Consider the following 25,922-nt stretch of genomic DNA (forward strand, 5'->3'; position numbering starts at 1 on the left):
GCCTGTCATACATAGAGCGTATGATCTATTGTAAGCCACTGAAATGTAACTGAAGGGAAAACATTCATGACCCTGCGCCGTACCAAGATTGTCGCCACCCTCGGACCTGCCAGCAGCACTCCGGAACGTATCGAAGCCCTGATCAAGGCCGGCATGAACGTCGCCCGCCTGAACTTCTCCCACGGCACCCATGACGAGCACCGCGCCCGGGCGCAACTGGTACGCGATATCGCCGCGCAACAGGGCACCCACGTCGCTCTGCTGGGCGACCTGCAGGGACCGAAGATTCGGATTGCCCGTTTCAAGGATGGCAAGATTCACCTGAACGTCGGCGACAAGTTCCGCCTGTCCACCAGCCATCCGCTGGATGAAGGCAACCAGGACGTGGTGGGCATCGACTACCCCCAACTGGTGTCGGATTGCCGCGCCGGGGACGAGTTGCTGCTCGATGATGGCCGTATCGTTCTGCAGGTGGATAGCATTACCGCGGACGAGGCCCAGTGCACCGTGACCGCTGGTGGCGCCCTGTCCAACCACAAGGGCATCAACCGCCGCGGTGGTGGTCTGTCCGCCGCCGCCCTCACTGACAAGGACCGCGCCGACATCGTGCTGGCCGCCGAGCTGCAGATGGAATACGTCGCCGTCTCCTTCCCCCGTGATGCCAAGGACATGGATCAGGCCCGTGCATTGCTGACCGACGCGGGCTCCCATGCCTGGCTGGTGGCCAAGATCGAACGCGCCGAAGCCGTGGCTGACGAAGCCGCGCTGGATGGCCTGATCGACGCCAGTGACAGTGTGATGGTCGCCCGTGGTGACCTGGGTGTGGAAATCGGTGATGCCGAGCTGGTGGGCATCCAGAAGATCATCATTGCCCGTGCCCGGCGCAAGAACAAGACCGTGATCACCGCCACCCAGATGATGGAATCGATGATCAGCAGCCCGCTACCGACCCGTGCGGAAGTCTCCGACGTGGCCAACGCCGCACTGGATTACACCGATGCAGTGATGCTGTCGGGCGAGACCGCCGCCGGCGACTTCCCGGTGGAAACGGTCGCAGCCATGGATCGTATCTGCCGCGGCGCGGAGAAGAATCCGACCAACCAGCTGTCGGGTCACCGTCTGCATATGGAATTCGACCGCTGCGACGAAACCATTGCCCTGGCCGCAATGTACGCAGCCAACCACTTCCCGGCGGTCACTGCAGTGATCACCCTGACCGACAGCGGCTATACCCCGTTGATCATGTCGCGGATCCGCTCGCACCTGCCGATCTACGCCCTGTCACCCCACGCTCAGACCCTGGGTCGGGTGGCACTGATGCGCGGCGTGCAGAGTATTGCCTTCAACCCGGCCGAAGTCCCGGCCACTGAAGTGAATCAGCACGCGGTGAACAAGTTGCTGGAGCTGGGACATGTCAAACCGGGGGATTGGGTAGTACTGACCAAGGGCGACGTCTACAACTCGCGCGGTGGCACCAACTCGATGAAGCTGCTGCATGTGGGAGAACAGCTCGTCTGATGACGAGCTGTTTCAGCTGAGAGCAGAGCGCTCTCGGCATGATTTCTGTGGGGGCGGCCAAGGCCGCTCCTACAACTGGCCTGCCCCACAGGGGGCAGACCATACTTACTTCTGATGCTTACTGCACTTCCACCGCCAGGCTGTCGGCGATCTTCTGCTTCCAGATCTGCGGGCCGGTGATATGCACTGACTCACCGCTGCTGTCCACCGCTACGGTGACCGGCATGTCCTGCACGTCGAACTCGTAGATCGCTTCCATGCCCAGCTCCGGGAAGGCCAGCACCTTGGCTTTCTTGACCGCCTGGGAGACCAGGTAGGCAGCGCCACCGACGGCCATCAGATACACCGCCTTGTTGTCCCTGATCGCCTCGATGGCGATGGGGCCACGCTCGGACTTGCCGATCATGCCCAGCAGACCGGTCTGCTCCAGGATCTGGCGGGTGAACTTGTCCATGCGCGTTGCGGTGGTCGGGCCAGCCGGTCCAACGACCTCATCACGTACCGGGTCTACCGGACCGACGTAGTAGATAAAGCGGCCCTTCAGATCTACCGGCAGCTCTTCGCCCTTGTTCAGCATGTCGACCATGCGCTTGTGTGCGGCATCGCGACCGGTCAGCATCTTGCCCGACAGCAGCACGGTTTCGCCGGTCTTCCAGGTCTGTACTTCTTCCGGGGTCAGGGTGTCCAGATTGGCGCGGCGTACGCCGGTGCCCACTTCCCAGGTGATGTCCGGGTAGGCGTCCATGGGCGGCGGCGCGAGTTCGGCCGGACCGCTGCCGTCCAGCACGAAATGCGCATGGCGGGTGGCAGCACAGTTGGGGATCATGCACACCGGCAGGCTGGCAGCATGCGTTGGATAATCCATGATCTTGATGTCCAGCACCGTGGTCAGGCCGCCGAGGCCCTGGGCACCGATGCCCAGCGCGTTGACCTTGTCCATGATTTCCAGGCGCAGCTCCTCGACGCGATTCTGCGGGCCACGCTTGCGCAGCTCGTGAATATCGATCGGGTCCATCAATGATTCCTTGGCCAGCACCGCAGCTTTTTCCGCAGTACCGCCAATACCGATGCCGAGCATACCTGGCGGGCACCAGCCGGCGCCCATGGTCGGTACCGTGTTGACGACCCAATCAACGATCGAGTCGGAGGGGTTGAGCATGACCATCTTCGACTTGTTCTCGGAGCCGCCGCCCTTGGCCGCAACATGGAACTCGACGGTATCGCCGGGTACCAGTTGATAGTGGATTACCGCCGGCGTATTGTCCTTGGTGTTGGTGCGTTTGCCCGCCGGGTCGGCGAGAATCGAGGCACGCAGCACGTTTTCCGGCAGCTGATAGGCACGCCGCACGCCTTCGTTGATCATGTCATCGATACCCATGGTGGCACCGTCCCAACGGACGTTCATGCCCACCTTGACGAACACGGTCACGATGCCGGTGTCCTGGCAGATCGGCCGATGGCCGGTGGCGCACATGCGCGAGTTGATCAGGATCTGCGCTATGGCATCGCGCGCCGCCGGAGACTCTTCACGCTGGTAGGCTTCGTGTACGGCCTGGATGAAGTCTACGGGGTGGTAATAGGAGATGTATTGCAGCGCATCGGCAACGCTCTGGATCAGATCATCTTGCTTGATTACGGCCATTCTCGGACAGGCTCCTCTATAGGCTTGCTGGCCGCAGACGTGCCAATCGAGGCAGTGCGACCAGATTCACGGAATGCTTGGGCCGGGCCGACAACCCCCGGCTGAGTGAAAGCAGGCGACAAAGTATACCCGAGCTTGCGAATCCGGGTCAGCCGTTCAGCTGATAGCTTTGCGCTATAACAGGAGCAAGCCCTAGGCAAACGATGCGGGGGCCGCTAAAGTGATATCAGTAAGCCACCACACAAGAAGACGCAATGATTGAAAGGGAATTTGACCGTCAGGCCCGGGACCAGGCGCTCCGCCTGCAGCGCTTCTTTCTGGCCCAGTGGGTTTATGGCATCACCTATGTCGTGATCGCAGTGACCTGGGCCACCGGTGCCTATATTGGCAGTCTGGGCATGGCCCTGAGTCATTATGGATTCGGCGTAGCTACCCAGGCGGTCTTCTTCGTCATGTTCCGCACAAACTTCAACCTGCGCTTCAAGGACCCCAGCCTGACCAGTCCGCAGATCATCGTCGCCTTGCTGCTGCAGACCTACCTGCTGGCGATGGTCGGTCCGATCCGCGGCATCATATTGGCCGCTTATTGCCTGATCCTGCTGTTCGGCGTGTTTCAGCTGTCACGCATTGCCTATCTGGCCCACGCGGCGTTCGCCCTGGCCTGCTATGGCGGCCTGATCATTCTCAACCAGCAGTTGGATATCTATCCGCAGACGCTGTCCATTGCTCTGCTCGAATGGTTCGTGCTGGCCTGCTTCATGTTGTGGCTGACCATTCTCGGTAGTTACATCCGGGAGCTGGGCGAGCGTTTGCAGCGCCGCCACAGCACCCTGCAGCAACACCAGCAATCGCTGCGCAGCATGATGGACGAACTACAGAACCTGGCGACCACCGACGTGCTCACCGGCCTGCCCAACCGCCGGCATTTTCTTGACGAGGCGCAGCGCCGCATGACCTTGCAGCGCGACGGCCAGACGCTCGGGCTGGCATTGATCGATCTGGATCATTTCAAGCGTATCAATGATCTGTATGGCCACTCAGCCGGGGATGAGGTGCTTCAGGGCTTTGCCCGGATCGCCCGGGCCAATCTGCGGGGCGAAGATATGGTGGCACGTTTTGGTGGCGAGGAGTTCGTACTGCTGTTGAGCAACTGCGATCTGTCGTCCCTGCAGCATTGCGTGGAGCGCATCCGTCTTAACCTGGCGCGCACCTCTTTTCCTTCCCTGCCTGATGAAGTGTATTGCACCTTGTCTGCCGGGCTCTGCCTGATTCAACCTGAAGACAGTCTCGAACTGCGGATCAGCCAGGCCGACGAAGCACTCTATCGGGCCAAAGCCGGCGGTCGCAACTGCTCACAGACGCACCAGGACGCCTATGCCTGACGCCCACCGCTTCAGCGCCTGACATCCAGCCCGGATGCCACCGCGCGGTTGATAGTACCCCACAGCCGGATCTTCAATCGGTGATACCACGGCAGCGCCTGCCAGTCGGCCAGGGTCCACTCTCGCGATTCGGCGAAATCGGCGGCGAAGCTTTCTTCTACCGCTCGAGTCATGCCGCTGTCGACGATGTTCTGGTTGGCTTCCAGGTTCCAGTGTAGCGTCCAGTGATCAAAGTTCGACGAACCCAGGCTGACCCAATCGTCCACCAACACCGTCTTGAGGTGCAGAAACCGCGGCTGATATTCAAAGATGCGGATACCCGCAGCCAACAGCCGCTTGTAATAACGCTGGCCGGCATAGCGCACCGCCGGATGGTCAGTGACTTCGCCGCACAACAGCAAACGCACATCCACGCCCCGTCGGGCAGCGTCCATCAAGGCCCGGCGAATACGCCGGGTCGGCGCGAAATACGGAGTGGCCAGCCATACCTGCCGCTGCGCCCGGGCGATACTGGCCAGCAGCGCCTGCACCAGTTCCCGGTGGGTGCGGCCGTCGGTCAGCGACACCCGCGCCCAGCCCTGCCCTGTCGGCGGGTGCGGCGGCAGGCGTACACGGCGCAGGCGCGCCGGTTGCCGACCACTGCGCCGTTCGGTTGCCAACCATTGCTGTTCGAATACCTCCAGCCAGTCGGCCACCACCGGGCCGCCTACCTCCAGCATCTGCTCATGCCAGAGACAGCGCCCACCAGGATCGGGAATGCAGAACTCATCGGTAAAGCCGGCGCCACCAATGAACACGATGCGCTGGTCGACGATGAGCAACTTGCGATGATCACGGTGCAAATTGGATCGACCACCCAGCAGGTTGAGCGGGTTATAGAAACGCAACTCCACCCCACCCTGAATCAGCCGTTCGCGATCGCCTTCCGTCAACTCGCGGCTGCCGAGACTGTCGAAGCGGCAGCGCACCCGCACACCACGCGCCACCGCCCGTAACAGTATGTCGGTCACCTTTTCGGTACTGTGACCGGACTCCACGAGGTAGAGCTGAATATCGATACTGGTGCGGGCCTGCTCCATGGCCTGCAACATCTTCGGAAAGAAGCAGTCCCCATCCATCATGAGTTCGAAGGTATTGCCTTCACGCCAGGGATAGATCGGGTTCGCCATGCGTCAGGTCTCAGGGTATCTGGTAGTCGTCCTGTTCCATCAGATCCATGCCACATTCAAGCTGGCTGATCCAATCGAGAAACTCCCTGATCATAGCAGCCCCGATAAACGGCCGACCATGTTGCGGCACGATCATCTGCGGCTGCAGTCGCAGGATCATGTTGGCCCAGAGCCGACAAGCCTTGTTGCCGGCCATGTAACGCCGATGGAAGCTTTCCATGGTGGGAATGTGGGCGGTGAAATCGCTGACCGGCTCCGCGTCATCCACCAGCGATGCGCCCATGTCGCCGGAAAACAGGATGCCACTGACCGGGTCATAGAACTGCAGGTTACCCACCGAGTGCAGAAAGTGCGCGGGCAGCGCCTTGATCACACATTGGCCCAGGGGAATATTCTGCCCCCGGTCGGGCACTGCGATCATGCGTTCCGTGGTACTCATGCCCGACGCTTTAGCCAAAAAGGCCGCGGACAGGTGCGGCAGAAAGCGTGCCCACAATTTGGAACAGACGACCTTGCAGCCGGTATGGAGAAACCACTTGTCCAACGAAGCGATAATGTCCGGGTCCTGGTGCGAGGCGAACACGTAAGTCAGGTCGCGCACCACGATATGCCGGCTCAGCGCCAGGGACAGTGGCATATAGGTCAGGTCACCGCCCGGATCGAGCAATGCATGCTGATCATGATCGATGATCAGGAACTGGTTGGACTGCACGCCATCGCCGGTCACCAATTGATCGAAACACAGCACCTTGTGTACGCCGTTATCGAACAGCACCCTGGGGGTACTCGACATTTCAACTCCTTGTCTTGAATCTTGCGGGCCGTCTTTATAGGCGACGCGCGCCAGCCTCGTGCTGATCTGGATCAAACTCCCTGCAGTGTCACCCAACCGACATCAACCAGTCACTTTCGTGACATGGCTATTGATCAGCATGGTGGCACGAAATGGATGCTGCGCTGGAGGTAACGATGATGGGTATGGCACAGGCAACAGATCAGATCAATCAGACCCCATTGGTAGTCGAGCTGACCACCGAGCCCGCCGCGATCAGGGAGGCGCAGGCGCTACGCTACGCCATCTTCAGCGAGGAATGTGGCGCCAGACTGGAGAGCTCGGTGCCCGGGCTGGATCATGATGCCTTTGACAGTCACTGCGAGCACCTGCTGGTGCGCGAGCGCAGCAGCGGCCAGGTGGTGGCCACTACCCGCTTGCTTGACAGCCACGGCGCCTCCCGGGCCGGCGGTTTCTACAGCGAGGGTGAGTTTCACCTGGTGGGGCTGGAGTACCTGCGCGGGCCGATCCTGGAAATCGGTCGCACCTGCGTGCATGCTGACTACCGTAACGGCAGCACCATCGCCGTGCTCTGGTCGGGCCTGGCGCAGCTGATGAATGAGCGCAATTACAGCTTCTTGATGGGCTGCGCCAGCATCGGCATGGGCGATGGCGGCATTCAGGCTCATGCCATCATGCAACGGCTGCGGGAACGTCATCTCAGTCGCGAATGGCTGAATGCCGTGCCCCGCCTGCCGCTGGCCGAACAGCACCTGCCCGCCAACGTTACCGCGCAGCTGCCACCGCTGCTCAAGGCCTATATGCGCCTGGGCGCGAAAATCTGCGGCGAGCCCTGCTGGGACCCGGCATTCAATGTCGCCGACCTGTTCATTCTGTTGCAACGCGAGCAGCTGTGCCCGCGCTACGCCCGGCATTTCAAGGCGGTCAGTTGATGGCAACCTGGCGCCGCCTGTGGCGAGCACCGCTGGTAGCGCTGTGGGTGCTGCTCGGTATGCTGCTGACAGCCCTGTTGCAGCTGTTGCCCGGCCGCTGGCGGGAACCACCACGCCAGGCCATTACCCGCTGGTGGATGCGCTGCCTGCTCCGCCTGTTGCCGCTGCATATTCGCTACCACGGGCAACCGGCGGCTGGCACGGCGCTATGGGTCGGCAATCATGTGTCCTGGGTGGATATCATTCTGCTCGGCGCCCGGGCGCCGGTCCGTTTTCTGGCCAAGGCCGAGGTGCGTCAATGGCCGCTGCTGGGATGGCTGGCAGACCGGGCGGGTACGGTCTTCATCCATCGCGGCCAGGCCGCCAGTCTCAATCAGCGCCTGGGCAATGTCCTGCAGCGGGGCCACAACCTGATGATTTTCGCCGAAGGCACTACCACGGCGGGTGACCAGGTGCGCACCTTCCATGGTCGCCTGTTCGGTTGCGCCATCGAACAACACCTGCCCATCCAGCCGGTAGCCCTGGCTTACCGCAATCATGGGCAACGGGACACTATTGCCCCCTTCATTGATGATGACGAATTCTCCCGCCATCTGTGGCGTTTGCTGGGCGCAGCGCGTATCGACGTCGATGTGCACTTCCTGCCTTTGATCGACAGTCACACCCTGGGCCGCAACGAGCTGGCCCGCAGCGCCCGCCAGGCAGTGATTCAGGCGCTGGGGCTGGAAGAGGACAGTAGCAACTGCCAATCGGTCGACTCGCTGAGAGCGGCCGCCTGAGCGTCGGCAAAGGCAATCACCTCGGGCATGAACTCCAGAAAATCAGCCTCGAAATCCGAGTAATCCCGCTCCAGTTCGCTGACCGCCCCTGGCAGGCGGTTTTCCGGGCGCAGGCGCCGGGCCATGTTGTCCAATGCCTGGTGCAGGTTCTGCAGCTCCGCATAACTGCCCAGCCAGTCCTGCTCGGCCATGCGCACCAGCACAATCCTTGCCCGTTCCGGCATCAGCGCCTGCTGGGCCAGCACCGCCTGCTGGTACATCCGGGTGGTGAACATGGCCAGGGACTGGTCGGCAAATTGCGCCCAATGGCGGGCCAGCAGATGGTCATAGAACATGTCGACCATGATGCCGGCGTAGCGGCGCCGCTCACCACTGACCCGCGCCTTGCTGCGCAGCACCAGCGGATGGCGATCGGTGAAAGCATCGATGCGCCGATGCAACCAGATGCCCTGGCGCACCCGGTCCGGCAGGGCCATGGCAGCCACCGGCCCCTTGACGAAATCACCCAGCAACCCACCCAGCGCCTGTTGCGGATCGTCCGGTCCCAGGCGCAGATGAGCCAGGAAGTTCATCAGCGCTGCCCCAACTGCTGCTGCAGATTGCCGAGCTGGTTGCGCAATGTGGAAATGGTGCGATTGGTCTGCAGGCGGAAGCTGTCGATCGCCCGCAGTGACTCTTCGGTGCTGGCCAGACGCTCCTCGATTTCACTGCGCAGCACCAGCATCTCCTGCTCGACATTGGCCCCGGATGATGCTTGCAGCAATGCTTCCAGTTCGCCGCGCTGACGGGCCAGTTCGCTATCCTGCTCCGCCAACCGGCGCTCCAGCTGGGCCAATGCCTGCAGCTGCTCGCTGGCCTGCTGCAGATCGCTGCGCAGGGCGGCCTGCGCCGTATTGGCCGATTCAGTCTGCTGGGCCAGCTCGGTCAATGCCTGCTGCTGTTGTTCAAGTTGCTCACCGAGCGTGCTGGCCAGCCCGTCCAGCGCCGTCATCTGTTCCACCCGGGCCGCATCGGCCTGTTGCAAAGCCTGCATCCTCCGTTGTTGCTGCTGCAAGCTGTCTTGCTGGCTCTGCAGTTCGTCCTGCTGGGTCTGCTGGGTCGCCGTCAGCTGCTCCACCCGCTGTTCCAGCTTGTTGAGTTGCTGTACCCGGTTCTGCTCATTCTGGCTCAGGCTGGATTCGGTCGCGACCACCTTGCCGCTGATATCCTGCAGTCGGCCCGCCGCTTCCTCACTGATCCGTGCAAAGCTTTCCTGGGTCGCCACCAGTTGCCGCTGCAGGCGGCTCTGCTGCTGGTGACTCCAATAACCCAGCCCGACCAGAGCAATCAACAGACTCAGACATACCGCCCAGAGCGCGCCATTGCGCTGGCGACGGGGCGGTGGTTCGCGCACCGCCCGTACCACTGGCGGCTCCGCTGGGTTGCCGCGGCGCGCGCCCGGTTGCGCGGTTACCCGATCCTCATCGGTTGCGCGAATTCCCGGGACGTCCCGGATATCATCATCACCCATAAAATCCCCTGTTGCCCTCAACCCGCTCTGGACTCTGTCGCTTTCGGAGGCACCGAGTTCCTCTCCGGCCTGGCATTTTTCACCACTGCCTATTCTGCGCGCTGTGGAACGGCCTGACCACCCGTGCCCGTCTCTGGGGTCAGTGCAGCACCGTGCGTGCCAACTGGTGGGTCAAGGCCTCCAGCAATCGTCCGCCGTTGCGCCAATAATGCCAGTACAGCGGTACCTCCACCTGATTGCCGGGCAGGAGCTCCTGCAGCCTGCCGGCGGCCAACTCGGAGCGGATTTGCAAGGCCGGTACCAGGCCCCAACCCAATCCCGAGTCGATCAGCCGCACGAACCCCTCCGACGAGGGCATAAATGATGTGGAAACCGCTCGGTAAATCCGCAGCCGGCCAGAAACCGATGCTGCAACTGGTCATCGGGACCGAAGACAATGGCCGGGGCCCGACGCAGCGCCGCTGGAGTGATGCCTTCAGCAAAGTGCCGCGCCATGAAGGCGGGACTGGCCACCGCCAGATAGCGCATGCTGCCCAACGATAAGGAACGCGCGCCCGCCACCGGTTGCTCCGTTGCGCAGACACAACCGGCCACCTCGCCGGCGCGCATGCGGCGCAGTCCTACATCCTGATCATCTACCAGCAACTCCAGCAGCAGATTCTGCGCTTCGCACAGATCGGCCACCGCATCGGCCCACCAGGTTGCCAGACTGTCCGCATTCAGTGCTATACGCAATCGCGGAGCGGCATCAGTTTCGCTATCCATGGGCACATCCCGCTGCAGATCACGCTCGAGCAAGCGCACCTGCTGCACATGGTTGAGCAGTTTCCTGCCGGTCTCGGTCGGCGCAGGCGGCACAGCCCGCAGCAGAACCGGCGCCCCTACCCGTGATTCCAGCAGTTTAATGCGTTGGGATACCGCCGATTGGGACAGCCCCAACGCCCGCGCGGCCCGCTCGAAACCACCCTCTTCCACCACGGCGGCCAGCGCTTGCAACAGCTTGTAATCGAGCATGAGTAATTTTTATATCCCATCAGCAATATTTGTTTCTCTTATATTAGATCACCCATCAGACTGCCAGCCTTTCTTCTTGGCGGAGCCAGACATGCAGGGTATGGGCAGTTATATGAACGGTTTTCTGGTGGCCGCAGGGTTGATCATGGCCATCGGCGCGCAGAATGCCTTCGTTCTGGCCCAGGGGTTGCGGCGGGAGCATCACCTGAGCGCAGCGGTGGTGTGTATGACCTGTGATGCATTGCTGGTGACCGCCGGCACCTTTGGCCTGGCATCGTTGCTGCAAAGGCATCCGCTGGCGATGGAAATCACACGCTGGGGTGGCATCCTGTTTCTGGTCGGATATGCGCTGTTGGCCTTACGCCGTGCCCTCGGCAGTCAGAGCCTGGTCGGCATGGACCCTGACCGGCCACGACGCCCGCGTCAGGCGGTGCTGATGACCACGCTCGCGGTGACGCTGCTCAATCCCCATGTCTATCTCGACACCCTGGTACTGATCGGCTCGGTCGGCGCCCAGCAGGACCTGCCGGCGTTGTTCGCACTGGGCGCCGCCAGCGCATCCGTGGTGTGGTTCTTCAGTCTGGCGCTCGGGGCGGCCAGGCTGGCGCCCTGGTTGCAACGCCCACTGACCTGGCGGCTGATCGATATCGGTGTCGCGGCCATGATGCTCAGAGTGGCCTGGTCACTGGTGTGGCCCGCTTGAGGCTTGCGGCATGGCTAGCCCGGGAACAGAATGCTATGATCTTGGCTGTTATAAACAGGGGCGGCGCCTGTGATTGACTGGCGTGAGGAGACCCCGGCCAGGCTTGCGCAATACCGAACCGACCCCGATAACCTGAAGATGGAGAGAGACCATGCCTTTCGAATTGCCCGCACTTCCCTATGAAAAGACCGCCCTCCAGCCGCACATCTCCGCCGAGACCCTGGAATATCATCACGACAAGCACCACAACACCTATGTGGTCAACCTGAACAACCTGATCGCCGGTACCGACTACGAAGGCAAGAGCCTGGAAGATATCATCAAGACCTCCTCTGGCGGCCTGTTCAACAACGCCGCCCAGGTCTGGAACCACACCTTCTACTGGAACTGCCTGAGCCCCAATGGCGGCGGCGAGCCCACCGGCGAACTGGCCGACGCAATCAACAAGGCATTCGGTTCCTTCGAAGCGTTCAAGGACGAGTTCAGCAAGGTCTCCATCGGCACTTTCGGTTCCGGTTGGGGCTGGCTGGTGAAGAAAGCAGACGGTTCCCTGGCCCTGGCCAGCACCATCGGCGCCGGCAACCCGATCACCTCCGGTGACACCCCGCTGCTGACCTGTGACGTCTGGGAACATGCCTACTACATCGACTACCGCAACGCGCGTCCGAAGTACGTTGAGGCGTTCTGGAATCTGGTCAACTGGGACTTCGTCGCGAAGAACCTCGCTGCCTGAAGCCTGGCCTGACTGATGTAAAACACCCCGCCTTGAGCGGGGTGTTTTGTTCTCAGCAGTTGCACCGCATCAGTTACGGATGCATGATGCGGAAAACAATGAAAAGGACGACATGTGTTGAAAGTGAGCCGCCGACACAGTCTTTCAATCAAGCTTTTGAAGCTGGTGTTGATGTGGGCACTGTTGGCAGGAATGCTGCTCAGCATGGGGCAAATCCTGTTCGACCTGCGCATCGAACGAGAGGCGATCAATCGGGACGCCAAGCAGATCCTGGCCATGTTCCACGACCCGGCGAGCCAGGCGATATTCAGCCTGGACAAGGAAATGGCCACCCAGGTGATCGAAGGCTTGTTCGCCAACGAGGCTGTCCATTTCGCTGCCATCGGTCATCCAGATGAACCGCCATTGGCCAGTCGCGAACGGCCACTGAGCACCCCCTCTTATCGTTTCATCACTGATCTGCTGTTCGGCGTCGAGCAGAGTTTCAGCATTCCGCTACGGGGACGGGCACCTTATAACGAATATTATGGCGAGCTGCGCCTGACTCTGGAGACTGCACCCTACGGTCAGAAATTCCTGCGCTACTCGCTGATCATTCTCATCTCCGGGGTATTGCGCGCCCTCGCCATGGCCGGTGCACTGTACCTCGTCTATCACGTGCTGCTGACCCGGCCATTGGCACGCATCATCGACTACATCGCCCATATCAATCCCGAGCAGCCGGGAAAAATGATGATTCCCATGCTGCCAGGTCAGGAGCGCAACGAACTGGGGCTCTGGATCACCAAGATCAACGAGTTGCTGCACTCCATCGAACGCAACCGCAACCAGCGCTATGAGGCCGAAGCCAACATGCAACACATGGCCCGGCATGATCAGTTGACTGGGCTGCCAAACCGCAGCCTGCTGTTGGAGCAACTGGCGCGCATTCTTGCCGAGGCGCGGCGCCGCCAGCATGGCGTCGCGGTACTTTGTTGCGGGCTGGATGACTTCAAGGAGGTCAATGACAGGTTCGGCTATCAGACCGGCGACAGCGTACTGGTAGCTGTCGCTGAGCGACTGCACGCCCACAGCGGGCGCCTGATCAGTATCGCCCGGCTGGGCGGTGATCAGTTCGCACTGGTTGTCGGCGCTGTGGACGAGCCCTATGAAGTGGCTGAACTGGCGCAGCAGATCCTCGATGAATTGGGCCTGCCCTTCCCCGTCAACAACAGCCAGGTGGCGATTCAGGCCACCATCGGCATCACCCTGTTCCCCGACGACGGTCTGGATGCAGGCAAGCTGCTGCAGAAGGCCGAGCAGACGATGATGCTGGCCAAGACCCGCTCGCGTAACCGCTATCAGTTCTACATCGCGAGTGTGGACAGCGAGATGCGTGACCGTCGCGAGCTGGCCGCAGATCTGCGCAATGCCTTGCTGCGCAATGAACTCCATCTGGTATACCAGCCGCAGGTCAGCCTGACCGACCACCGTGTGGTCGGCGTCGAAGCCCTGGTACGCTGGCATCACCCGGAACGCGGACTGGTGCCGCCAGACCTGTTCATACCGCTGGCCGAACAGAGCGGAGCGATCATTGCCATCGGCGAATGGGTGCTGGATCAGGCGTGCCGACAGTTGCGAGACTGGCACGAGGCCGGCAGAACGCATTTGCGCATGTCGGTCAACTTGTCGACCGTCCAGCTGCACCACCCCGACCTGCCGGAGATGGTGACCCAGGTGCTGCAACGCTACGGACTGCCACGCGCCAACCTGGAGTTGGAAGTCACCGAAACCGGGCTGATGGAGGATATTCACGCCGCCGCCCGGCACCTGAACGAGCTCAAGAGCATCGGTGTGCAGATTGCCCTGGATGACTTCGGTACTGGCTATTCTTCCCTGAATTACCTGCGGCGGCTGCCGCTGGACAAGATCAAGATTGACAAGAGCTTCACCGGCGACCTGCTCACCGCCCCCGACGACCAGACTATCGTGCGAGTTATCATCCAGCTCGGCCGCAACCTCGGAATGCGGGTGATCGCCGAGGGCGTGGAGTCAGCCGGACAACAAGACTACCTGAGTGCCGAAGGCTGCGATGTCGGCCAAGGCTACTTCTATAGTCGACCGCTGACCGCGACCGCCCTCATCGAGTGGCTGGACGGTTATGAACGGGAGCACTACCGGGGCTGAAACAGCGGCCGCCTATTGCAGCAGGGCCAGCCAAAGCCAGCCGGCCAACCCACCAGCAAGCAACATGCCGGCCAGGCTCCAGCCCGACTGACGGCGCAACCGGCGGCTGAGGTCTTCTTCATGGTGATCAGACAGTAGAAAGGGCAAGTTCTTGTGCGGCGGCTTGACCAGCATGTGCACGGCTGGCGCCTCACCCGCACGGCGGATTTGCTGCTGCGCCTCCCGGGCTGCCGCGGCGCGCACCCGCTCCCATTCAGCCGGATCAAGCTGGCCATCAGCATTGCGATCAAACCGGGCCAACAGGGTTGGATAGTCCGCCTTCCAGCTGCTGATGATCTGTCGTGCAACTGACTGCGCATCCGTCGCCTCGCGCCCACCGCCGCGGCTTTCAAACCAGCCCAGGGCATAGAGCGGATCGCCTTCCTGCAACCATTCTTCGGTATAGCGATAGCGGCGAGCAAGCAAGGCGCCCAGTACGCCAGTCTGTACCACGTTACCCAACGGCCAGCGTCGATTGCCTTCCCAGCGCCGACGCTGACGAGGATGAACCTCCGCGGCCGCAGGCTGGATCCAACAGCTGCCGGTTTCATCCCGCAACAGGATAGGTCGGTCGGAGCTGCCCCGCTCGACAGTACGCCACTCCGTATTTCGGCCCCGACGTTGCAGCTCTTCGACGGTGAAGCGATACCACAGACACGGGCGACCAGCCAGTGGTGACAACAAGGGCGCATACCCACCCGCTTCTACCTGCCCGACCAGCTCGACCAGGCCCTGGGCCGCAGAGCGGATTTTCGAGGTCGGCGTATCCTCGACCCAGCGCGCCCGGCGCAGACGGCTGAACATACGATAGAGCAGCCACAGTGCCAGCACCGAGCTGAGGCCGGTGAACACCGCGTGTGCGCCCCGGGAAATGAGAAAAATGCCGTACAGGTCGATCATGAAAACAACTGGCGAAGATCCACGTCGGCCTTGTCCGCTTCGGAGAATTGCAACAACTCAGCGGGTCGAAAGGCGAAGAGCCGCGCGATCAACACATCCGGGAACTGTTCGATCCGCACGTTATTGATATTCACCGCTGCGTTATACAGTTCACGACGATCGGCAATGCCGCTCTCCAGACCGGAGATACGCTGCTGCAGATGCTGGAACGAGGAACTGGCCTGCAGCTCTGGGTAACCCTCAGCCAGGGCGAACAATTGGCCCAGGCCGCTGCGCAGGGCCGTTTCCGCCTGGCCCAGGCGCTTCAGATCGGCTTGATCACGCGCCTGGCTGACCGCGTTGCGCGCGCTGATAACCTTCTCGAGGGTCCCCTGTTCGTATTGCATGTACTGCCGACAGGCCTCCACCAGCTTTGGCAGTTCATCATGACGCTGACGCAGCAACACATCGATGTTGGCCCAGGCGCGACTGACCGCGTGCTTGATATTGACCAGTTGGTTGTACAGGGTGACGGCGTAGATCAACAGAACCACCAGCGCCGCCACAATCAGCAATGTGGGAAGATGACTCCAGTCCATTCGATACTCTCCTTTTGGTGCTGTTGAACACAGCCAGAGCTATCTTCGCACAGAATGGGATAGCGGCAACATGAAAAACGCAGGCCCCGGGAACACGCCGTTACAGCGCTGGCCAATCTAAAACGGGAACCCTGAGGTTCCCGTTTTAGATTGCTGTTGAGTGCCCTGGGCGAGCCGGGGAGTCACTGAAACAGTGATTCTCCGGACAGTCCATGCTGCTCGAAGATGTCACGCAGGCGCTTGAGCGCTTCGACCTGAATCTGCCGCACCCGCTCACGAGTCAGACCGATTTCCCGGCCTACCTCTTCCAGCGTGCTGCTTTCGTGACCGCGCAGACCGAAACGTCGGGTGACCACCTCGCGCTGCTTCTCGCTCAGCTCGGACAGCCACATGTCGATACTGGCGTTGAGGTCATCGTCCTGCAGTTGCTCACAGGGATCCTGCGCCATGTCATCGGCCAGGGTATCGAGCAGGGTCTTGTCCGAGTCCGGCCCCAGAGAAACATCGATCGATGCCACCCGCTCGTTCAGCCCGAGCATGCGCTTGACGTCCTCGACCGGGCGGTCGAGCAGCTGGGCGATTTCTTCCGGGGTCGGCTCATGATCGAGTTTCTGCGTCAACTCACGGGCCGCACGCAGATAGATGTTCAGCTCTTTTACCACATGGATCGGCAGACGAATCGTGCGAGTCTGGTTCATGATGGCCCGCTCGATGGTCTGGCGAATCCACCATGTGGCGTAAGTCGAAAAGCGGAAACCCCGTTCGGGATCAAACTTCTCCACCGCCCGGATCAGGCCGAGGTTGCCCTCTTCGATAAGATCCAACAGGGTCAGCCCGCGATTGACGTAGCGACGGGCGATCTTGACCACCAGCCGCAGGTTGCTCTCGATCATCCGCTTGCGACCGGCTTCGTCGCCCTTCAGTGCCAGCCGCGCGAAATAGACCTCTTCCTCGGGAGTAAGAAGCGGTGAGAAGCCGATTTCATTGAGATACATCTGAGTGGCATCAAGCTGCCGAGTGAATTCAAACGCATTTTCACGCTTGTGATTGCGAGGAGTTGCCACCCGAACGCGATCCGGTTCGTCCGCGGTCTCGGGTTCGTCCGGCCTGATCTGATCTACCAGTTCAAGATCCTCAGGCACATTATTATTAACAGCCATTTGCATGCCCCATCTTCAGTCGAAACACGATCGGATGCACAAAGGCAATCCGGTGCGTGTCAGCCTCCGCTGACTATCGCCGGGATTGGCACCCCCGCTTCGCCAATCCAGTGCTCCCTGCAGTTTGCCTGGAAACTATGACAACATTAAAACTGTTTTGTCTTGGAGCTAGTTCACAGTTTGGGCAAATAACCGAGAGGGTCCACAGGTTGGCCGCGACGTCGAATTTCAAAATGCAGCTTGACCCTGTCGGTACCACTGCTCCCCATCTCCGCGATCTTCTGCCCGACCCTGACTTGCTCCCCTTCCTTTACCAGCAAACGGCTGTTATGCGCATAAGCACTGAGGAAATCGTCGTCATGCTTGATGATGATCATGTCGCCGTAACCAATCAGCCCCCGCCCCGCATAGACCACCGAACCGTTTGCTGCAGCAAAAACAGGCTGACCCAATTGACCGGCAATATCAATCCCTTTATTCAAACTCGCGTTCGATTGGAAACGCGCTATTAAAGGGCCCTGGGCCGGCCATTGCCAGCCGGTAAGCGCAGCAGGAGCAGGTGTGGATGCCGGTTTATTTGTAACAGTTTGTTTCTCTGCACCACTTTTAACCGGGGCAGGCGCCGGTGCGGGGGTTGATCGCACCGGCGGCGAACTGGTGGGTCGGCTGGCCGCCGGTGGAGTTCGTGTGGGCGCGCGAGCAACAGCGGACGAGCGCGTTTCCAGGCTGATGCGCTGCCCAGGATAAATTGTGAAAGGCTGTCGCAGGTTGTTGTTGGCGGCCAGGGCTTTCCAGTCCCAGCCATAACGGAAGGCAATCTGATAGAGAGTTTCGCCGCGCTGGACCACATGGGAGCCGGAAGTCACCTGCTCGGCGCGGGAGCTGCCACGACTGCGGTCATCGACCGGAACACCGCCCGAGGGACCGGCGCAGGCCGACAGCAGCGATGCCAGAAGCAGGACTGCAGGTAACGCGATGCTGCTATAGCTCCATTGCCTCACGGTCATCCCCCCAGCCAATCGGCGTTCAATCCCGGCGCATCCGCTGGCCAATCCATTCAAGGCCCAGCACCACCACAACGGCCGCCAGCATCAGCGCCAGTCCGCCCAACCAGTGAGACGGTGCGCCAGTCAGTGATTCGTAGCTGCCCGGCAGCAGATTGGTCTGCTGCATGGGTTCCATCGCGCCCTGGCTGTTCTCACGCCAGGTCAGCGTCTGCTTCCACGGCCAGACCTTGTTCAATGACCCTATCATCAGCCCCGTCAACAGCGCCAGGGTAGCGTTCCTGGCATGCTGGAGCAGCCAGGACAGTAATCGCGAAAAACTCAGAATGCCGACCAGGCAACCGCAGATGAAAATCGTCAGCAGAGCCACATCGAAGGATTTGATCGCTCCGAGCACTGTCGTGTACAGGCCCAGCAGCAACAGGATGAAACTCCCCGAAATACCGGGCAGGATCATCGCGCAGATGGCAATGGCGCCAGCCAGAAAGATCATCAGGGGGTTGACCGGCCACTGCAGCGGCACCGCCACGGTAATCACGTAGGCAAAAGCGGCCCCTGTAAACAACATCAGGATGACCCCGATGCTCCAGCGATGGATCTCCCGACCGACCAACCACACGGAGACGAGAATGAGGCCGAAGAAGAACGACCAGATCAGTTCCGGATGTTCTGCCAGGAGATAGCTGATCAGATTCGCCAGGGTGGCAATACTGGTAGCAACGCCGGCCAGCAGCGCTACCAGAAAGTTGCCATCGATGGATCGCCAGGTTTCCCTGACCCGTCCACGCAGCAGCCACAGCAGCTTGTTCGGTGTGCAGGAGCCTATAGCGGCCAGCAGGCGGTCATAGATACCAGTGATGAAAGCGATGGTGCCGCCAGACACGCCGGGGACAACATCCGCAGCCCCCATGGCCATGCCCTTGAAAAAAACCAGAAGGTACTCCGAGAAAAAACGATTCAAAAGCTGATAGCTCCTGCCAGCAGTGGGACAAAACGTACAGGTTCGACCTGCCGGCGGATGAATTGATCCCCTTCCCGGGTCACCAGGGTGAGAAATTGTTCATGTTCGCCCACCGGAATCACCATTCGGCCACCCTCGGCCAGTTGTCCAAGCAGTTCGGTAGGCACTTCGGCAGGCGCCGCAGTCACCAGAATCGCATCATAAGGTCCGTATTGCGGCCAGCCCCAGTTGCCATCGGCGTGCCGGTATACCACATTGCGAACGTCGATCTCCTTGAGCACCGCCTTGGCCCGCTCCTGTAACGGCATGATGCGCTCGACGGTGAATACCCGCTCGACCACCTGCGCCAGGATCGCGGTCTGGTAGCCGGAGCCGGTGCCCACTTCCAGCACCTTGTCCAGCGGCCCGCCACCAAGCAGCAGCTCGGTCATCCGCGCCACGATATAGGGCTGGGAAAGGGTCTGGTTGTGGCCTATGGGCAATGCGGTATCTTCGTAGGCCCGGTGCGCCAGCGCCTCGTCGAGAAACAGGTGACGCGGGGTACGGCGGATCGCTTCGAGCACATGGAGGTTGCGGATACCCTCTTCGAACAGCCGCTCCAGCAGCCGCTCGCGGGTACGCTGAGAGGTCATGCCGATCCCGGTTTTCCAGAGATCCTCACGCATCGTTCGTCATCCCCAACTTGCCCAGCCAGCCATCCAGGTGGTCAAAGACTTCATAGTGTGTCTTGTCGATACGCAGCGGAGTGACCGAGACATAGCCTTGCATGACCGCATTGAAATCGGTTCCCTCACCGCCATCTTCGGCATCGCCAGCCACGGAAATCCAATAGCCTTCCTTGCCACGCGGATCAGTCCACTTGACCGGTTTGGCGGCGCGATCACGGTGCCCCAGCCGAGTCAGCACCACGCCCTTGATGCGCTCCAGCGGCAGGTTCGGAATATTCACATTGAGGATGGTGCGCGGCGGCAGTTCAAGCTGATCATGGGCCTCGACCAGACGGCGGGCAATGGCCGCCGCAGCGGGCAGGTTATCGGCCTGGCGACTGACCAGCGAGAAGGCCATGGCCGGGCGGGACAGGAAGCGCCCTTCCAGCGCGGCGGCGACGGTGCCGGAATACAGCACGTCATCTCCCAGGTTGGCGCCCAGGTTGATGCCGGACACCACCATATCGACGCTGTCGGCGAACAGCGAGTTGACCCCCAGGTGCACACAGTCCGTGGGCGTGCCGTTAAGGCCGACAAAGCCGTTTTCCAGATAGAAGGGGCGCAGTGGCTTGTCCAGCGTCAGTGCGCTGCTGGCACCGCTGCGGTCTTCATGGGGGGCTACCACCACACAATCGGCATAATCGTGTAGTGCACCGTGCAGGGCCGTCAGCCCTGGCGCCAGCACACCATCGTCATTGGCAATGAGAATACGCATCAGGTTTCACTTTCCAGTCCGCCGCCAGGCTCATCGGCCAGCACCAGCAACTCGCGCAACACCGCGGTGGCGAAGCAGCCGGTTGGCAGGGTGAATTCAATTTCAAGGCAATCCGGTGAGGGATAATGCCACGTCAAGCCGCTGATGGGGAGGCGCAAAATGCGCCGCTGCTGTTCAAGCCCGGCACTTTCCAACCAATGGCACAGGACCGGTTCGCTCGCAGCCACCGCCTGTTCCAGCGTTTGCGCCGCCTGCGCGGTCGGCAGCTCGCCCTGCCCCCACAACGGGCCGGTGGGATGCACGTCCAACTCATCGAAGCGCCGGTCATCTGCCGCCAGTCGCTGCGCGGAAAAATGGCTGCGGCTGTCAGTGAAGGCCAGGCAGTCGCCCTCCACCAGATGGTTCCAGTTTCCCTTCTCAACCCGTTGCGCCAAAACCCGGTTGAATACCAGACTGCGCGCGGTGGACAACAACCGTGAACGAGTACCCCGCGCCGGCGGCAGACCACCGCGCTCGGCCCAGTGGCGCGCCTGATCGATATTACCGCCATCCCGACCAAAACGCTGGGGACCGAAATAGTTCGGCACGCCCGTGGTGGCGATGCATTGCAAGCGCGCGTCCAATGATTCCTGCTCGGCCTGCAGGCTGCTCAAGCGAATGACGAAGCGATTGGCACGGTGGGCGCCGCGTTGCAGCTTGCGGGAATGACGCTGGCTGGCCAGGCAGCGCAGGTTGTCATCCCATAGGGCAGACAGATCCGGATCGGCCTTGCCCGGCAACTGCAGACTGAACCACTGGCTGGTGATCGCACGACGATCCTTGATGCCGGCGTAGCTGACATCGCGCAACTTGATCCCCGCTGCCCGGGCCAACTGACGCGCCACCTCTTCGGTATTCAGGTCGCGCTTTTCAATCAACAGCCAGAGATGTTCGCCCTGCCCGCTCAGCTCGATATCCAGAATTTCCGTTACCCGAAAGTCTTCCGGCTGGGCCTTCAGAACGGCCCGCCCGCAGGGCTCGCCCAGCGCACGCGGCCCCAGCCACTGGCTGTCATCCATACTCATCGCGGCAGCAACAGGGCGACCGCATGCACGGCGATTCCCTCCTGGCGACCGACGAAGCCCAGCTTCTCGGTGGTGGTGGCCTTGATATTGACCTGATCGCGCACCACCTGCAGGTCCGCCGCGACCCGCTCGCACATGGTCTCGATATGCGGTGCCAGCTTGGGCGCCTGGGCAGCGATGGTAACGTCCACATTACCTACCTGCCAGCCCTTGGCATGCACCAGCGACAGGGCATGGCGCAACAGCACCCGGCTGTCGGCGCCCTTGAACTGCGGATCGGTGTCCGGAAAATGCCGGCCGATATCACCCAGCGCGGCCGCACCGAGAATGGCGTCGGTCAGCGCATGCAGTACCACGTCCCCATCGGAATGGGCGACCAGCCCCCGATCATGGGCAATCCGCAACCCACCCAGAGTAATGAAATCGCCCTCACCGAAACGGTGAACGTCGTAGCCGTGACCAATGCGCATGGGATACCTGCTGAACTGAAAAACGAAGGGGGATATTACAGGGTCCGGGTTACAGGCAGAAGCATTGCGGGGTTTTGTGCATGCCCAAGGGGCGCGACTAGTTGCCGCTTCCTATTGCGAGTACCTTTGCACCGGGAACAGCCTACCTGCGACACGCCGTAAATACATCCATGTAGGCTCGCGGTCGCCATCCTTGGCGACACGACGGTCGCAGGCAGGCTGTTCCCGGCGCAAAGAAGGTGAGGATTTGTGTGGCTGAGGGGTTTAAAACCATCAGCCATATATAAGGTTCCGGGCAGGTTGGTCGGCAGGGTTGTGCCGACCAACCTGTACTCCCCCACAAATCGCAATCACAAGCGGCCCAATGCCCGAGCATGATGACGCAGATGATCATCGATAAAGCTGGCGATGAAGAAGTAGCTATGGTCATAACCCGGCTGGCGGCGCAGGATCAATGGGTGCCCGGCAGCTGCCGCAGCGGCTTCCAGTGCCTCCGGCTTGAGCTGTTCAGCAAGGAAGTTATCCGCCTCTCCCTGGTCGACCAGCAATGGCAGCCGCTCTGGCGCATTGGCGATCAGCGCGCAGGTGTCCCACTGCTTCCACTGCTCCCGATCATCCCCCAGATAGTTGCCGAACGCCTTGTGGCCCCAGGGGCAGTCCATGGGATTGGTGATCGGGGCGAAAGCAGACACCGAGCGGTAGCGCCCCGGATTCTTCAGGGCACAGATCAGCGCGCCATGGCCGCCCATGGAGTGGCCGCTGATGCTGCGCTGGTCCGAGACCGGGAAGTTCGCTTCGATCACGGCCGGCAATTCGCTGACGACATGGTCATACATGCGGTAATGCCCAGCCCAGGGCTGCTCCGTCGCGTTGACGTAGAATCCCGCGCCGAGTCCAAAATCCCAGGCCCCGTCCGGATCATCCGGCACGCCCTCGCCACGGGGGCTGGTATCGGGCGCGACGATGACCACGCCCAGCTCCGCTGCCAGCTTCTGGGCGCCAGCCTTGTGCATGAAATTCTCATCGGTACACGTCAGTCCGGACAACCAGTAGAGCACCGGCAGGGGCTCTCCCCGATCGGCCTGGGGCGGCAGGTAGATACCAAAGACCGTATCGCCACCCAGTACTGACGAGCGATACCGATAGCGTTTGTTCCAACCGCCGAAACTCTTGTTGGCGGCAAGCAATTCAATGGAAGAGTTCATGAGTCGATTCCTGATTGTTCAGCTGAAGCGCTGATGTAATCGTTGAAAATGATCCAGGCGGGTGTCGAGATGGAACTCGACACCCATCGGCTCAGAAATGGATAACCGAACGAATGCTCTTGCCTTCGTGCATCAGGTCAAACGCCTTGTTGATATCTTCCAGGCCCATGGTATGGGTGATGAAGGCATTCAGCGGGATCTCGCCCTTCTGCGCTTTCTCCACATAACCTGGCAGCTCGGTACGGCCTTTCACGCCACCGAAGGCACTGCCGCGCCAGACCCGGCCGGTAACCAGCTGGAAGGGACGAGTGCTGATCTCCTGGCGCGCCGGCCACACCAATGATGGTGGATTCGCCCCAGCCCTTGTGGCAACACTCCAGCGCCGCGCGCATCAGGTTCACATTGCCGACGCACTCGAAGGAGTAATCCACGCCGCCGTCGGTCATCTCGACGATCACCTGTTGGATCGGCTGTTCATGATCCTTCGGGTTGACGAACTCGGTAGCACCCAGCTCGCGGGCCTTATCGAATTTGTCGGGGTTGATATCGACCGCGATGATACGGCTGGCGCCGGCCATCTTCGCGCCGATAATCGCCGCCAGACCGATACCGCCCAGACCGAAGATCGCCACCGAGGAACCGGCCTCCACCTTGGCAGTATTGAGCACCGCACCGATGCCGGTAGTGACGCCGCAGCCGAGCAGGCAGACTTCTTCAAGCGGCGCCTCTGGCTGGATTTTAGCGAGCGATACTTCCGGCAGCACGGTGTACTCGGAGAAGGTCGAGCAGCCCATGTAGTGATAGATCGGCTTGCCCTGGTAGGAGAAGCGGGTGGTGCCGTCAGGCATCAGACCCTTGCCCTGGGTCTCGCGCACCGAGCTGCACAGGTTGGTCTTGCCGGACTTGCAGAACTTGCACTCGCGGCACTCGGCGGTATACAGCGGGATGACGTGATCGCCCACGGCCAGCGAGGTGACACCTTCGCCCACCGCTTCGACAATACCACCACCCTCGTGGCCGAGAATCGCCGGAAACACACCTTCCGGATCATCGCCGGACAAGGTGAAGGCATCCGTGTGGCAAACGCCGGTAGCGACGATGCGCACCAGTACCTCGCCGGCCTTCGGTGGCGCCACATCGACTTCAACAATTTCCAGGGGTTTGCCTGCTTCGAACGCCACAGCAGCGCGGGATTTGATCATGGGAATCTCCGTCCAGATGAATGAATGACGAAATGGAGTGTAGTAGACCAGCCAGGCGTGGATAATAGACCGCCAGACAAAACATTATTGCCATACAGGGATAATCATTATGAGTCGTTGGAGCGGACTGGACGAATTCGTCTGCGTGGCCGAGCTGGGGCACTTCAGCGGCGCGGCGCAACGGCTCGGCGTTTCCTCCTCCCATATCAGTCGGCAGATAGCCCGGCTGGAAGATCGCCTGCAGACCCGGCTGTTCTATCGCAGCACCCGCCGGGTCACCCTGACCGAGGCCGGGCGAACCTTCCTGCAGCATTGCCAGCACCTGCAGGATGCGCGGGACGAAGCTATCCAGGCGGTCACCGACCTTTCCAGCGAGCCCAAGGGGTTGCTGCGCATGACCTGTTCGGTAGCCTATGGCGAGGAATTCATCATGCCGCTGGTCAACGAGTTCATGCAGCAGTATCCGCAACTGCGCATCGAGATGGCCCTGACCAACCAGACTGTCGATCTGCTGCATGGCCAGTTCGATCTGGCCATCCGCCTCGGGCGGCTGCAGGACTCTCGCCTGGTAGCCACCCGGCTGGCACCTCGGCGCATGTTTCTCTGCGCAGCGCCCGCTTATCTTGACCACCATGGCGCGCCCCACAGCCTGTCCGAACTGCCCCGCCACAACTGCCTGATCGGCAGCACCGATACCTGGACCTTTCTCGAGTCCGGTCGCGAAATACCGGTGCGTATTCAGGGCAACTGGCGCTGCAACAGTGGTCGCGCGGTATTGGACGCAGCGCTGCGCGGCTTCGGCCTGTGTCAACTACCCGACTATTATGTGCAGGAGCATCTGCGCAGCGGCGCATTGCGCTCGTTGCTGACGCAACACCAGCCGCCACATACCGCCGTCTGGGCGCTCTATCCCCAACAGCGCCATCTATCCCCTAAGGTCAGGAAACTGGTCGACCATCTGAAAAGTGGACTGGAGCAGCGGGTGGAGTATCAACAGCCCGAGTGATTGAGAGGCAGGAATCGGTTGTGGGAGGTTGTGTGGGAGTGGGTTCCACCAGCAGCGGAACCGACAATAGAAAAGGGAGCCCGAAGGCTCCCTTTGTTACCGCTGCGCTGCCTTATTTCAGGCTTTCAACGCGCTGCTGCAGTTCCGGGTCAGTCTGCATGCGGGTAGCGATCTCGTTGTAGGTGGGTACGTCCAGATCGGCATCCTGTACGGCTTCGACCATTTTTTCCTGGGCTTCAAGCTGCAGTTTCTGCGCTTCTTCCTGGTCTTCAGCCTTGCTCAGCTTCTCGGAAAACTCGTCACGCAGCTCGGCCACTTCGGCATCGGCTTCTACGAATTTCTCCAGGTTCTCATCGCTGATCGACGCAGCAGCCGGCTGACCTTGTTCATACTGCTGCTGAGCGGGAGCGCCTCCGGCCTGGGCCATGACAGCAGGAGCGCCGATCCCGAAGGTGGCAAAAGCGATGGCGGCGGTCAGTGTCTTGAGATTGTTCATGAGGTGCTTCTCCTTCAGTTGAAAGTAACGGAATCAATCCATTATCCGTGCCAGCCTTCCCAAAATCAAAATAA

The 25,922-nt window shown here is 61.0% G+C and carries 24 protein-coding genes and 2 pseudogenes; 8 read left to right on the forward strand and 18 right to left on the reverse strand.

All coding sequences use genetic code 11. The features are described 5' to 3' along the window. The first annotated feature begins 66 nt into the window (after positions 1 to 66). The gene (gene pyk / locus QAO71_RS10880; RefSeq protein WP_074778147.1) at positions 67 to 1,518 is read left to right on the forward strand and encodes a pyruvate kinase; all 1,452 of its coding nucleotides are present in this window, start codon (positions 67 to 69) and stop codon (positions 1,516 to 1,518) included. Positions 1,519 to 1,636: 118 nt separating this feature from the next. Here the strand turns inward: pyk and QAO71_RS10885 are convergent, their stop codons facing one another. Then, complete coding sequence (locus tag QAO71_RS10885; protein ID WP_280164422.1) at positions 1,637 to 3,160, reverse strand: fumarate hydratase; 1,524 nt, start codon at positions 3,158 to 3,160, stop codon at positions 1,637 to 1,639. Positions 3,161 to 3,414: 254 nt separating this feature from the next. On the opposite strand from QAO71_RS10885, the gene QAO71_RS10890 reads away from it, so the two are divergent. Beyond that, on the forward strand, positions 3,415 to 4,542 hold the full coding sequence (locus QAO71_RS10890; RefSeq protein WP_074778143.1) for a GGDEF domain-containing protein: 1,128 nt from the start codon (positions 3,415 to 3,417) through the stop codon (positions 4,540 to 4,542). A gap of 11 nt (positions 4,543 to 4,553) precedes the next feature. Here the strand turns inward: QAO71_RS10890 and QAO71_RS10895 are convergent, their stop codons facing one another. Both QAO71_RS10895 and QAO71_RS10900 read right to left on the reverse strand, forming a co-directional pair. Next, positions 4,554 to 5,711, reverse strand: a complete 1,158-nt coding sequence (locus QAO71_RS10895; protein ID WP_136869677.1) for a phosphatidylserine/phosphatidylglycerophosphate/cardiolipin synthase family protein — start codon at positions 5,709 to 5,711, stop codon at positions 4,554 to 4,556. A gap of 10 nt (positions 5,712 to 5,721) precedes the next feature. Beyond that, entirely contained in the window at positions 5,722 to 6,504 is a 783-nt protein-coding gene (locus QAO71_RS10900) for an MBL fold metallo-hydrolase (RefSeq protein WP_036988853.1), read from the reverse strand. 185 nt (positions 6,505 to 6,689) lie between these two features. Between QAO71_RS10900 and QAO71_RS10905 the strand changes: the two genes are divergently transcribed. Continuing rightward, the gene (locus tag QAO71_RS10905; protein WP_136869784.1) at positions 6,690 to 7,436 is read left to right on the forward strand and encodes a GNAT family N-acyltransferase; all 747 of its coding nucleotides are present in this window, start codon (positions 6,690 to 6,692) and stop codon (positions 7,434 to 7,436) included. After that, complete coding sequence (locus tag QAO71_RS10910; protein WP_136869676.1) at positions 7,436 to 8,215, forward strand: lysophospholipid acyltransferase family protein; 780 nt, start codon at positions 7,436 to 7,438, stop codon at positions 8,213 to 8,215. The genes QAO71_RS10905 and QAO71_RS10910 overlap by 1 nt, the downstream gene beginning before the upstream one ends. Here QAO71_RS10910 and QAO71_RS10915 read toward each other — a convergent pair. The 3 genes and pseudogenes from QAO71_RS10915 to QAO71_RS10925 all read right to left on the reverse strand — a co-directional run bounded on the left by QAO71_RS10915 (position 8,146) and on the right by QAO71_RS10925 (position 10,739). Further along, on the reverse strand, positions 8,146 to 8,787 hold the full coding sequence (locus QAO71_RS10915) for an ACP phosphodiesterase (RefSeq protein ID WP_136869675.1): 642 nt from the start codon (positions 8,785 to 8,787) through the stop codon (positions 8,146 to 8,148). The two genes, QAO71_RS10910 and QAO71_RS10915, sit on opposite strands and share 70 nt — an antisense overlap. Further along, positions 8,787 to 9,725 carry a hypothetical protein gene (locus QAO71_RS10920; RefSeq protein WP_136869674.1) on the reverse strand — a complete coding sequence of 313 codons (939 nt, stop codon included), beginning with the start codon at positions 9,723 to 9,725 and terminating at the stop codon, positions 8,787 to 8,789. Before QAO71_RS10920 ends, QAO71_RS10915 begins: the two co-directional genes overlap by 1 nt. 139 nt (positions 9,726 to 9,864) lie before the next feature. After that, a pseudogene (locus QAO71_RS10925) lies at positions 9,865 to 10,739 on the reverse strand (LysR family transcriptional regulator ArgP). 100 nt (positions 10,740 to 10,839) lie between these two features. On the opposite strand from QAO71_RS10925, the gene QAO71_RS10930 reads away from it, so the two are divergent. The 3 genes from QAO71_RS10930 to QAO71_RS10940 all read left to right on the forward strand — a co-directional run bounded on the left by QAO71_RS10930 (position 10,840) and on the right by QAO71_RS10940 (position 14,341). Continuing rightward, positions 10,840 to 11,442, forward strand: coding sequence for a LysE/ArgO family amino acid transporter (locus QAO71_RS10930; protein WP_280165677.1), 603 nt, complete (start codon positions 10,840 to 10,842; stop codon positions 11,440 to 11,442). Between the two features lie 151 nt (positions 11,443 to 11,593). Further along, complete coding sequence (sodB, locus tag QAO71_RS10935) at positions 11,594 to 12,175, forward strand: superoxide dismutase [Fe] (RefSeq protein ID WP_074778133.1); 582 nt, start codon at positions 11,594 to 11,596, stop codon at positions 12,173 to 12,175. Positions 12,176 to 12,292: 117 nt separating this feature from the next. Continuing rightward, entirely contained in the window at positions 12,293 to 14,341 is a 2,049-nt protein-coding gene (locus QAO71_RS10940; protein WP_280165678.1) for a GGDEF domain-containing phosphodiesterase, read from the forward strand. A gap of 12 nt (positions 14,342 to 14,353) precedes the next feature. On the opposite strand, the gene QAO71_RS10945 is transcribed toward QAO71_RS10940, so the two are convergent. The 11 genes and pseudogenes from QAO71_RS10945 to QAO71_RS10995 form a co-directional block, all read right to left on the reverse strand. Further along, complete coding sequence (locus QAO71_RS10945) at positions 14,354 to 15,280, reverse strand: GIDE domain-containing protein (RefSeq protein WP_051610732.1); 927 nt, start codon at positions 15,278 to 15,280, stop codon at positions 14,354 to 14,356. Further along, positions 15,277 to 15,858 carry a LemA family protein gene (locus QAO71_RS10950; RefSeq protein ID WP_036988844.1) on the reverse strand — a complete coding sequence of 194 codons (582 nt, stop codon included), beginning with the start codon at positions 15,856 to 15,858 and terminating at the stop codon, positions 15,277 to 15,279. The genes QAO71_RS10945 and QAO71_RS10950 overlap by 4 nt, the downstream gene beginning before the upstream one ends. Before the next feature lie 182 nt (positions 15,859 to 16,040). After that, entirely contained in the window at positions 16,041 to 17,018 is a 978-nt protein-coding gene (gene rpoS, locus QAO71_RS10955) for an RNA polymerase sigma factor RpoS (RefSeq protein ID WP_036990082.1), read from the reverse strand. 173 nt (positions 17,019 to 17,191) lie between these two features. After that, complete coding sequence (locus QAO71_RS10960; RefSeq protein WP_036988843.1) at positions 17,192 to 18,025, reverse strand: peptidoglycan DD-metalloendopeptidase family protein; 834 nt, start codon at positions 18,023 to 18,025, stop codon at positions 17,192 to 17,194. 19 nt (positions 18,026 to 18,044) lie between these two features. Beyond that, a complete protein-coding gene (locus QAO71_RS10965) occupies positions 18,045 to 18,938 on the reverse strand; it encodes a DUF368 domain-containing protein (RefSeq protein WP_074778732.1) in 894 nt (297 codons plus the stop codon). A 41-nt stretch (positions 18,939 to 18,979) separates the two neighbouring features. After that, positions 18,980 to 19,648: a protein-L-isoaspartate(D-aspartate) O-methyltransferase gene (locus QAO71_RS10970; RefSeq protein ID WP_036988842.1), complete on the reverse strand. Its 669-nt coding sequence runs from the start codon at positions 19,646 to 19,648 to the stop codon at positions 18,980 to 18,982. Continuing rightward, positions 19,641 to 20,405 carry a 5'/3'-nucleotidase SurE gene (surE, locus tag QAO71_RS10975; RefSeq protein WP_036988841.1) on the reverse strand — a complete coding sequence of 255 codons (765 nt, stop codon included), beginning with the start codon at positions 20,403 to 20,405 and terminating at the stop codon, positions 19,641 to 19,643. Before surE ends, QAO71_RS10970 begins: the two co-directional genes overlap by 8 nt. Next, positions 20,405 to 21,463, reverse strand: a complete 1,059-nt coding sequence (gene truD, locus QAO71_RS10980) for a tRNA pseudouridine(13) synthase TruD (RefSeq protein ID WP_280164423.1) — start codon at positions 21,461 to 21,463, stop codon at positions 20,405 to 20,407. Before truD ends, surE begins: the two co-directional genes overlap by 1 nt. A gap of 2 nt (positions 21,464 to 21,465) precedes the next feature. Next, complete coding sequence (gene ispF, locus QAO71_RS10985; protein WP_036988840.1) at positions 21,466 to 21,939, reverse strand: 2-C-methyl-D-erythritol 2,4-cyclodiphosphate synthase; 474 nt, start codon at positions 21,937 to 21,939, stop codon at positions 21,466 to 21,468. Positions 21,940 to 22,289: 350 nt separating this feature from the next. Further along, positions 22,290 to 23,144, reverse strand: coding sequence for an S-formylglutathione hydrolase (gene fghA, locus QAO71_RS10990; RefSeq protein WP_036988838.1), 855 nt, complete (start codon positions 23,142 to 23,144; stop codon positions 22,290 to 22,292). Between the two features lie 91 nt (positions 23,145 to 23,235). Next, positions 23,236 to 24,346: pseudogene (locus tag QAO71_RS10995) on the reverse strand (S-(hydroxymethyl)glutathione dehydrogenase/class III alcohol dehydrogenase). Positions 24,347 to 24,449: 103 nt separating this feature from the next. Here QAO71_RS10995 and QAO71_RS11000 point away from each other — a divergent pair. Further along, positions 24,450 to 25,352 (forward strand): LysR substrate-binding domain-containing protein, encoded by a 903-nt coding sequence (locus QAO71_RS11000; protein WP_136869668.1) that lies wholly within the window; start codon positions 24,450 to 24,452, stop codon positions 25,350 to 25,352. Positions 25,353 to 25,464: 112 nt separating this feature from the next. Here QAO71_RS11000 and QAO71_RS11005 read toward each other — a convergent pair whose 3' ends face one another. Then, positions 25,465 to 25,848 carry a DUF4168 domain-containing protein gene (locus tag QAO71_RS11005; RefSeq protein ID WP_280164424.1) on the reverse strand — a complete coding sequence of 128 codons (384 nt, stop codon included), beginning with the start codon at positions 25,846 to 25,848 and terminating at the stop codon, positions 25,465 to 25,467. Positions 25,849 to 25,922 lie beyond the last annotated feature (74 nt).

It is taken from the genome of Halopseudomonas sp. SMJS2, assembly GCF_029866945.1.
GTDB classification, from domain to species: domain Bacteria; phylum Pseudomonadota; class Gammaproteobacteria; order Pseudomonadales; family Pseudomonadaceae; genus Halopseudomonas; species Halopseudomonas bauzanensis.

What these genes read in the sequence shown, in the direction of transcription:
- pyk (WP_074778147.1), top strand. Translation starts at nt 67, where the DNA reads ATGACCCTGCGCCGTACCAAGATTGTCGCCACCCTCGGACCTGCCAGC.
- QAO71_RS10885 (WP_280164422.1), bottom strand. Translation starts at nt 3,160, where the DNA reads ATGGCCGTAATCAAGCAAGATGATCTGATCCAGAGCGTTGCCGATGCG.
- QAO71_RS10890 (WP_074778143.1), top strand. Translation starts at nt 3,415, where the DNA reads ATGATTGAAAGGGAATTTGACCGTCAGGCCCGGGACCAGGCGCTCCGC.
- QAO71_RS10895 (WP_136869677.1), bottom strand. Translation starts at nt 5,711, where the DNA reads ATGGCGAACCCGATCTATCCCTGGCGTGAAGGCAATACCTTCGAACTC.
- QAO71_RS10900 (WP_036988853.1), bottom strand. Translation starts at nt 6,504, where the DNA reads ATGTCGAGTACCCCCAGGGTGCTGTTCGATAACGGCGTACACAAGGTG.
- QAO71_RS10905 (WP_136869784.1), top strand. Translation starts at nt 6,690, where the DNA reads ATGGCACAGGCAACAGATCAGATCAATCAGACCCCATTGGTAGTCGAG.
- QAO71_RS10910 (WP_136869676.1), top strand. Translation starts at nt 7,436, where the DNA reads ATGGCAACCTGGCGCCGCCTGTGGCGAGCACCGCTGGTAGCGCTGTGG.
- QAO71_RS10915 (WP_136869675.1), bottom strand. Translation starts at nt 8,787, where the DNA reads ATGAACTTCCTGGCTCATCTGCGCCTGGGACCGGACGATCCGCAACAG.
- QAO71_RS10920 (WP_136869674.1), bottom strand. Translation starts at nt 9,725, where the DNA reads ATGGGTGATGATGATATCCGGGACGTCCCGGGAATTCGCGCAACCGAT.
- QAO71_RS10930 (WP_280165677.1), top strand. Translation starts at nt 10,840, where the DNA reads ATGGGCAGTTATATGAACGGTTTTCTGGTGGCCGCAGGGTTGATCATG.
- sodB (WP_074778133.1), top strand. Translation starts at nt 11,594, where the DNA reads ATGCCTTTCGAATTGCCCGCACTTCCCTATGAAAAGACCGCCCTCCAG.
- QAO71_RS10945 (WP_051610732.1), bottom strand. Translation starts at nt 15,280, where the DNA reads ATGATCGACCTGTACGGCATTTTTCTCATTTCCCGGGGCGCACACGCG.
- QAO71_RS10950 (WP_036988844.1), bottom strand. Translation starts at nt 15,858, where the DNA reads ATGGACTGGAGTCATCTTCCCACATTGCTGATTGTGGCGGCGCTGGTG.
- rpoS (WP_036990082.1), bottom strand. Translation starts at nt 17,018, where the DNA reads ATGGCTGTTAATAATAATGTGCCTGAGGATCTTGAACTGGTAGATCAG.
- QAO71_RS10960 (WP_036988843.1), bottom strand. Translation starts at nt 18,025, where the DNA reads ATGACCGTGAGGCAATGGAGCTATAGCAGCATCGCGTTACCTGCAGTC.
- QAO71_RS10965 (WP_074778732.1), bottom strand. Translation starts at nt 18,938, where the DNA reads ATGGCCATGGGGGCTGCGGATGTTGTCCCCGGCGTGTCTGGCGGCACC.
- QAO71_RS10970 (WP_036988842.1), bottom strand. Translation starts at nt 19,648, where the DNA reads ATGCGTGAGGATCTCTGGAAAACCGGGATCGGCATGACCTCTCAGCGT.
- surE (WP_036988841.1), bottom strand. Translation starts at nt 20,405, where the DNA reads ATGCGTATTCTCATTGCCAATGACGATGGTGTGCTGGCGCCAGGGCTG.
- truD (WP_280164423.1), bottom strand. Translation starts at nt 21,463, where the DNA reads ATGGATGACAGCCAGTGGCTGGGGCCGCGTGCGCTGGGCGAGCCCTGC.
- ispF (WP_036988840.1), bottom strand. Translation starts at nt 21,939, where the DNA reads ATGCGCATTGGTCACGGCTACGACGTTCACCGTTTCGGTGAGGGCGAT.
- fghA (WP_036988838.1), bottom strand. Translation starts at nt 23,144, where the DNA reads ATGAACTCTTCCATTGAATTGCTTGCCGCCAACAAGAGTTTCGGCGGT.
- QAO71_RS11005 (WP_280164424.1), bottom strand. Translation starts at nt 25,848, where the DNA reads ATGAACAATCTCAAGACACTGACCGCCGCCATCGCTTTTGCCACCTTC.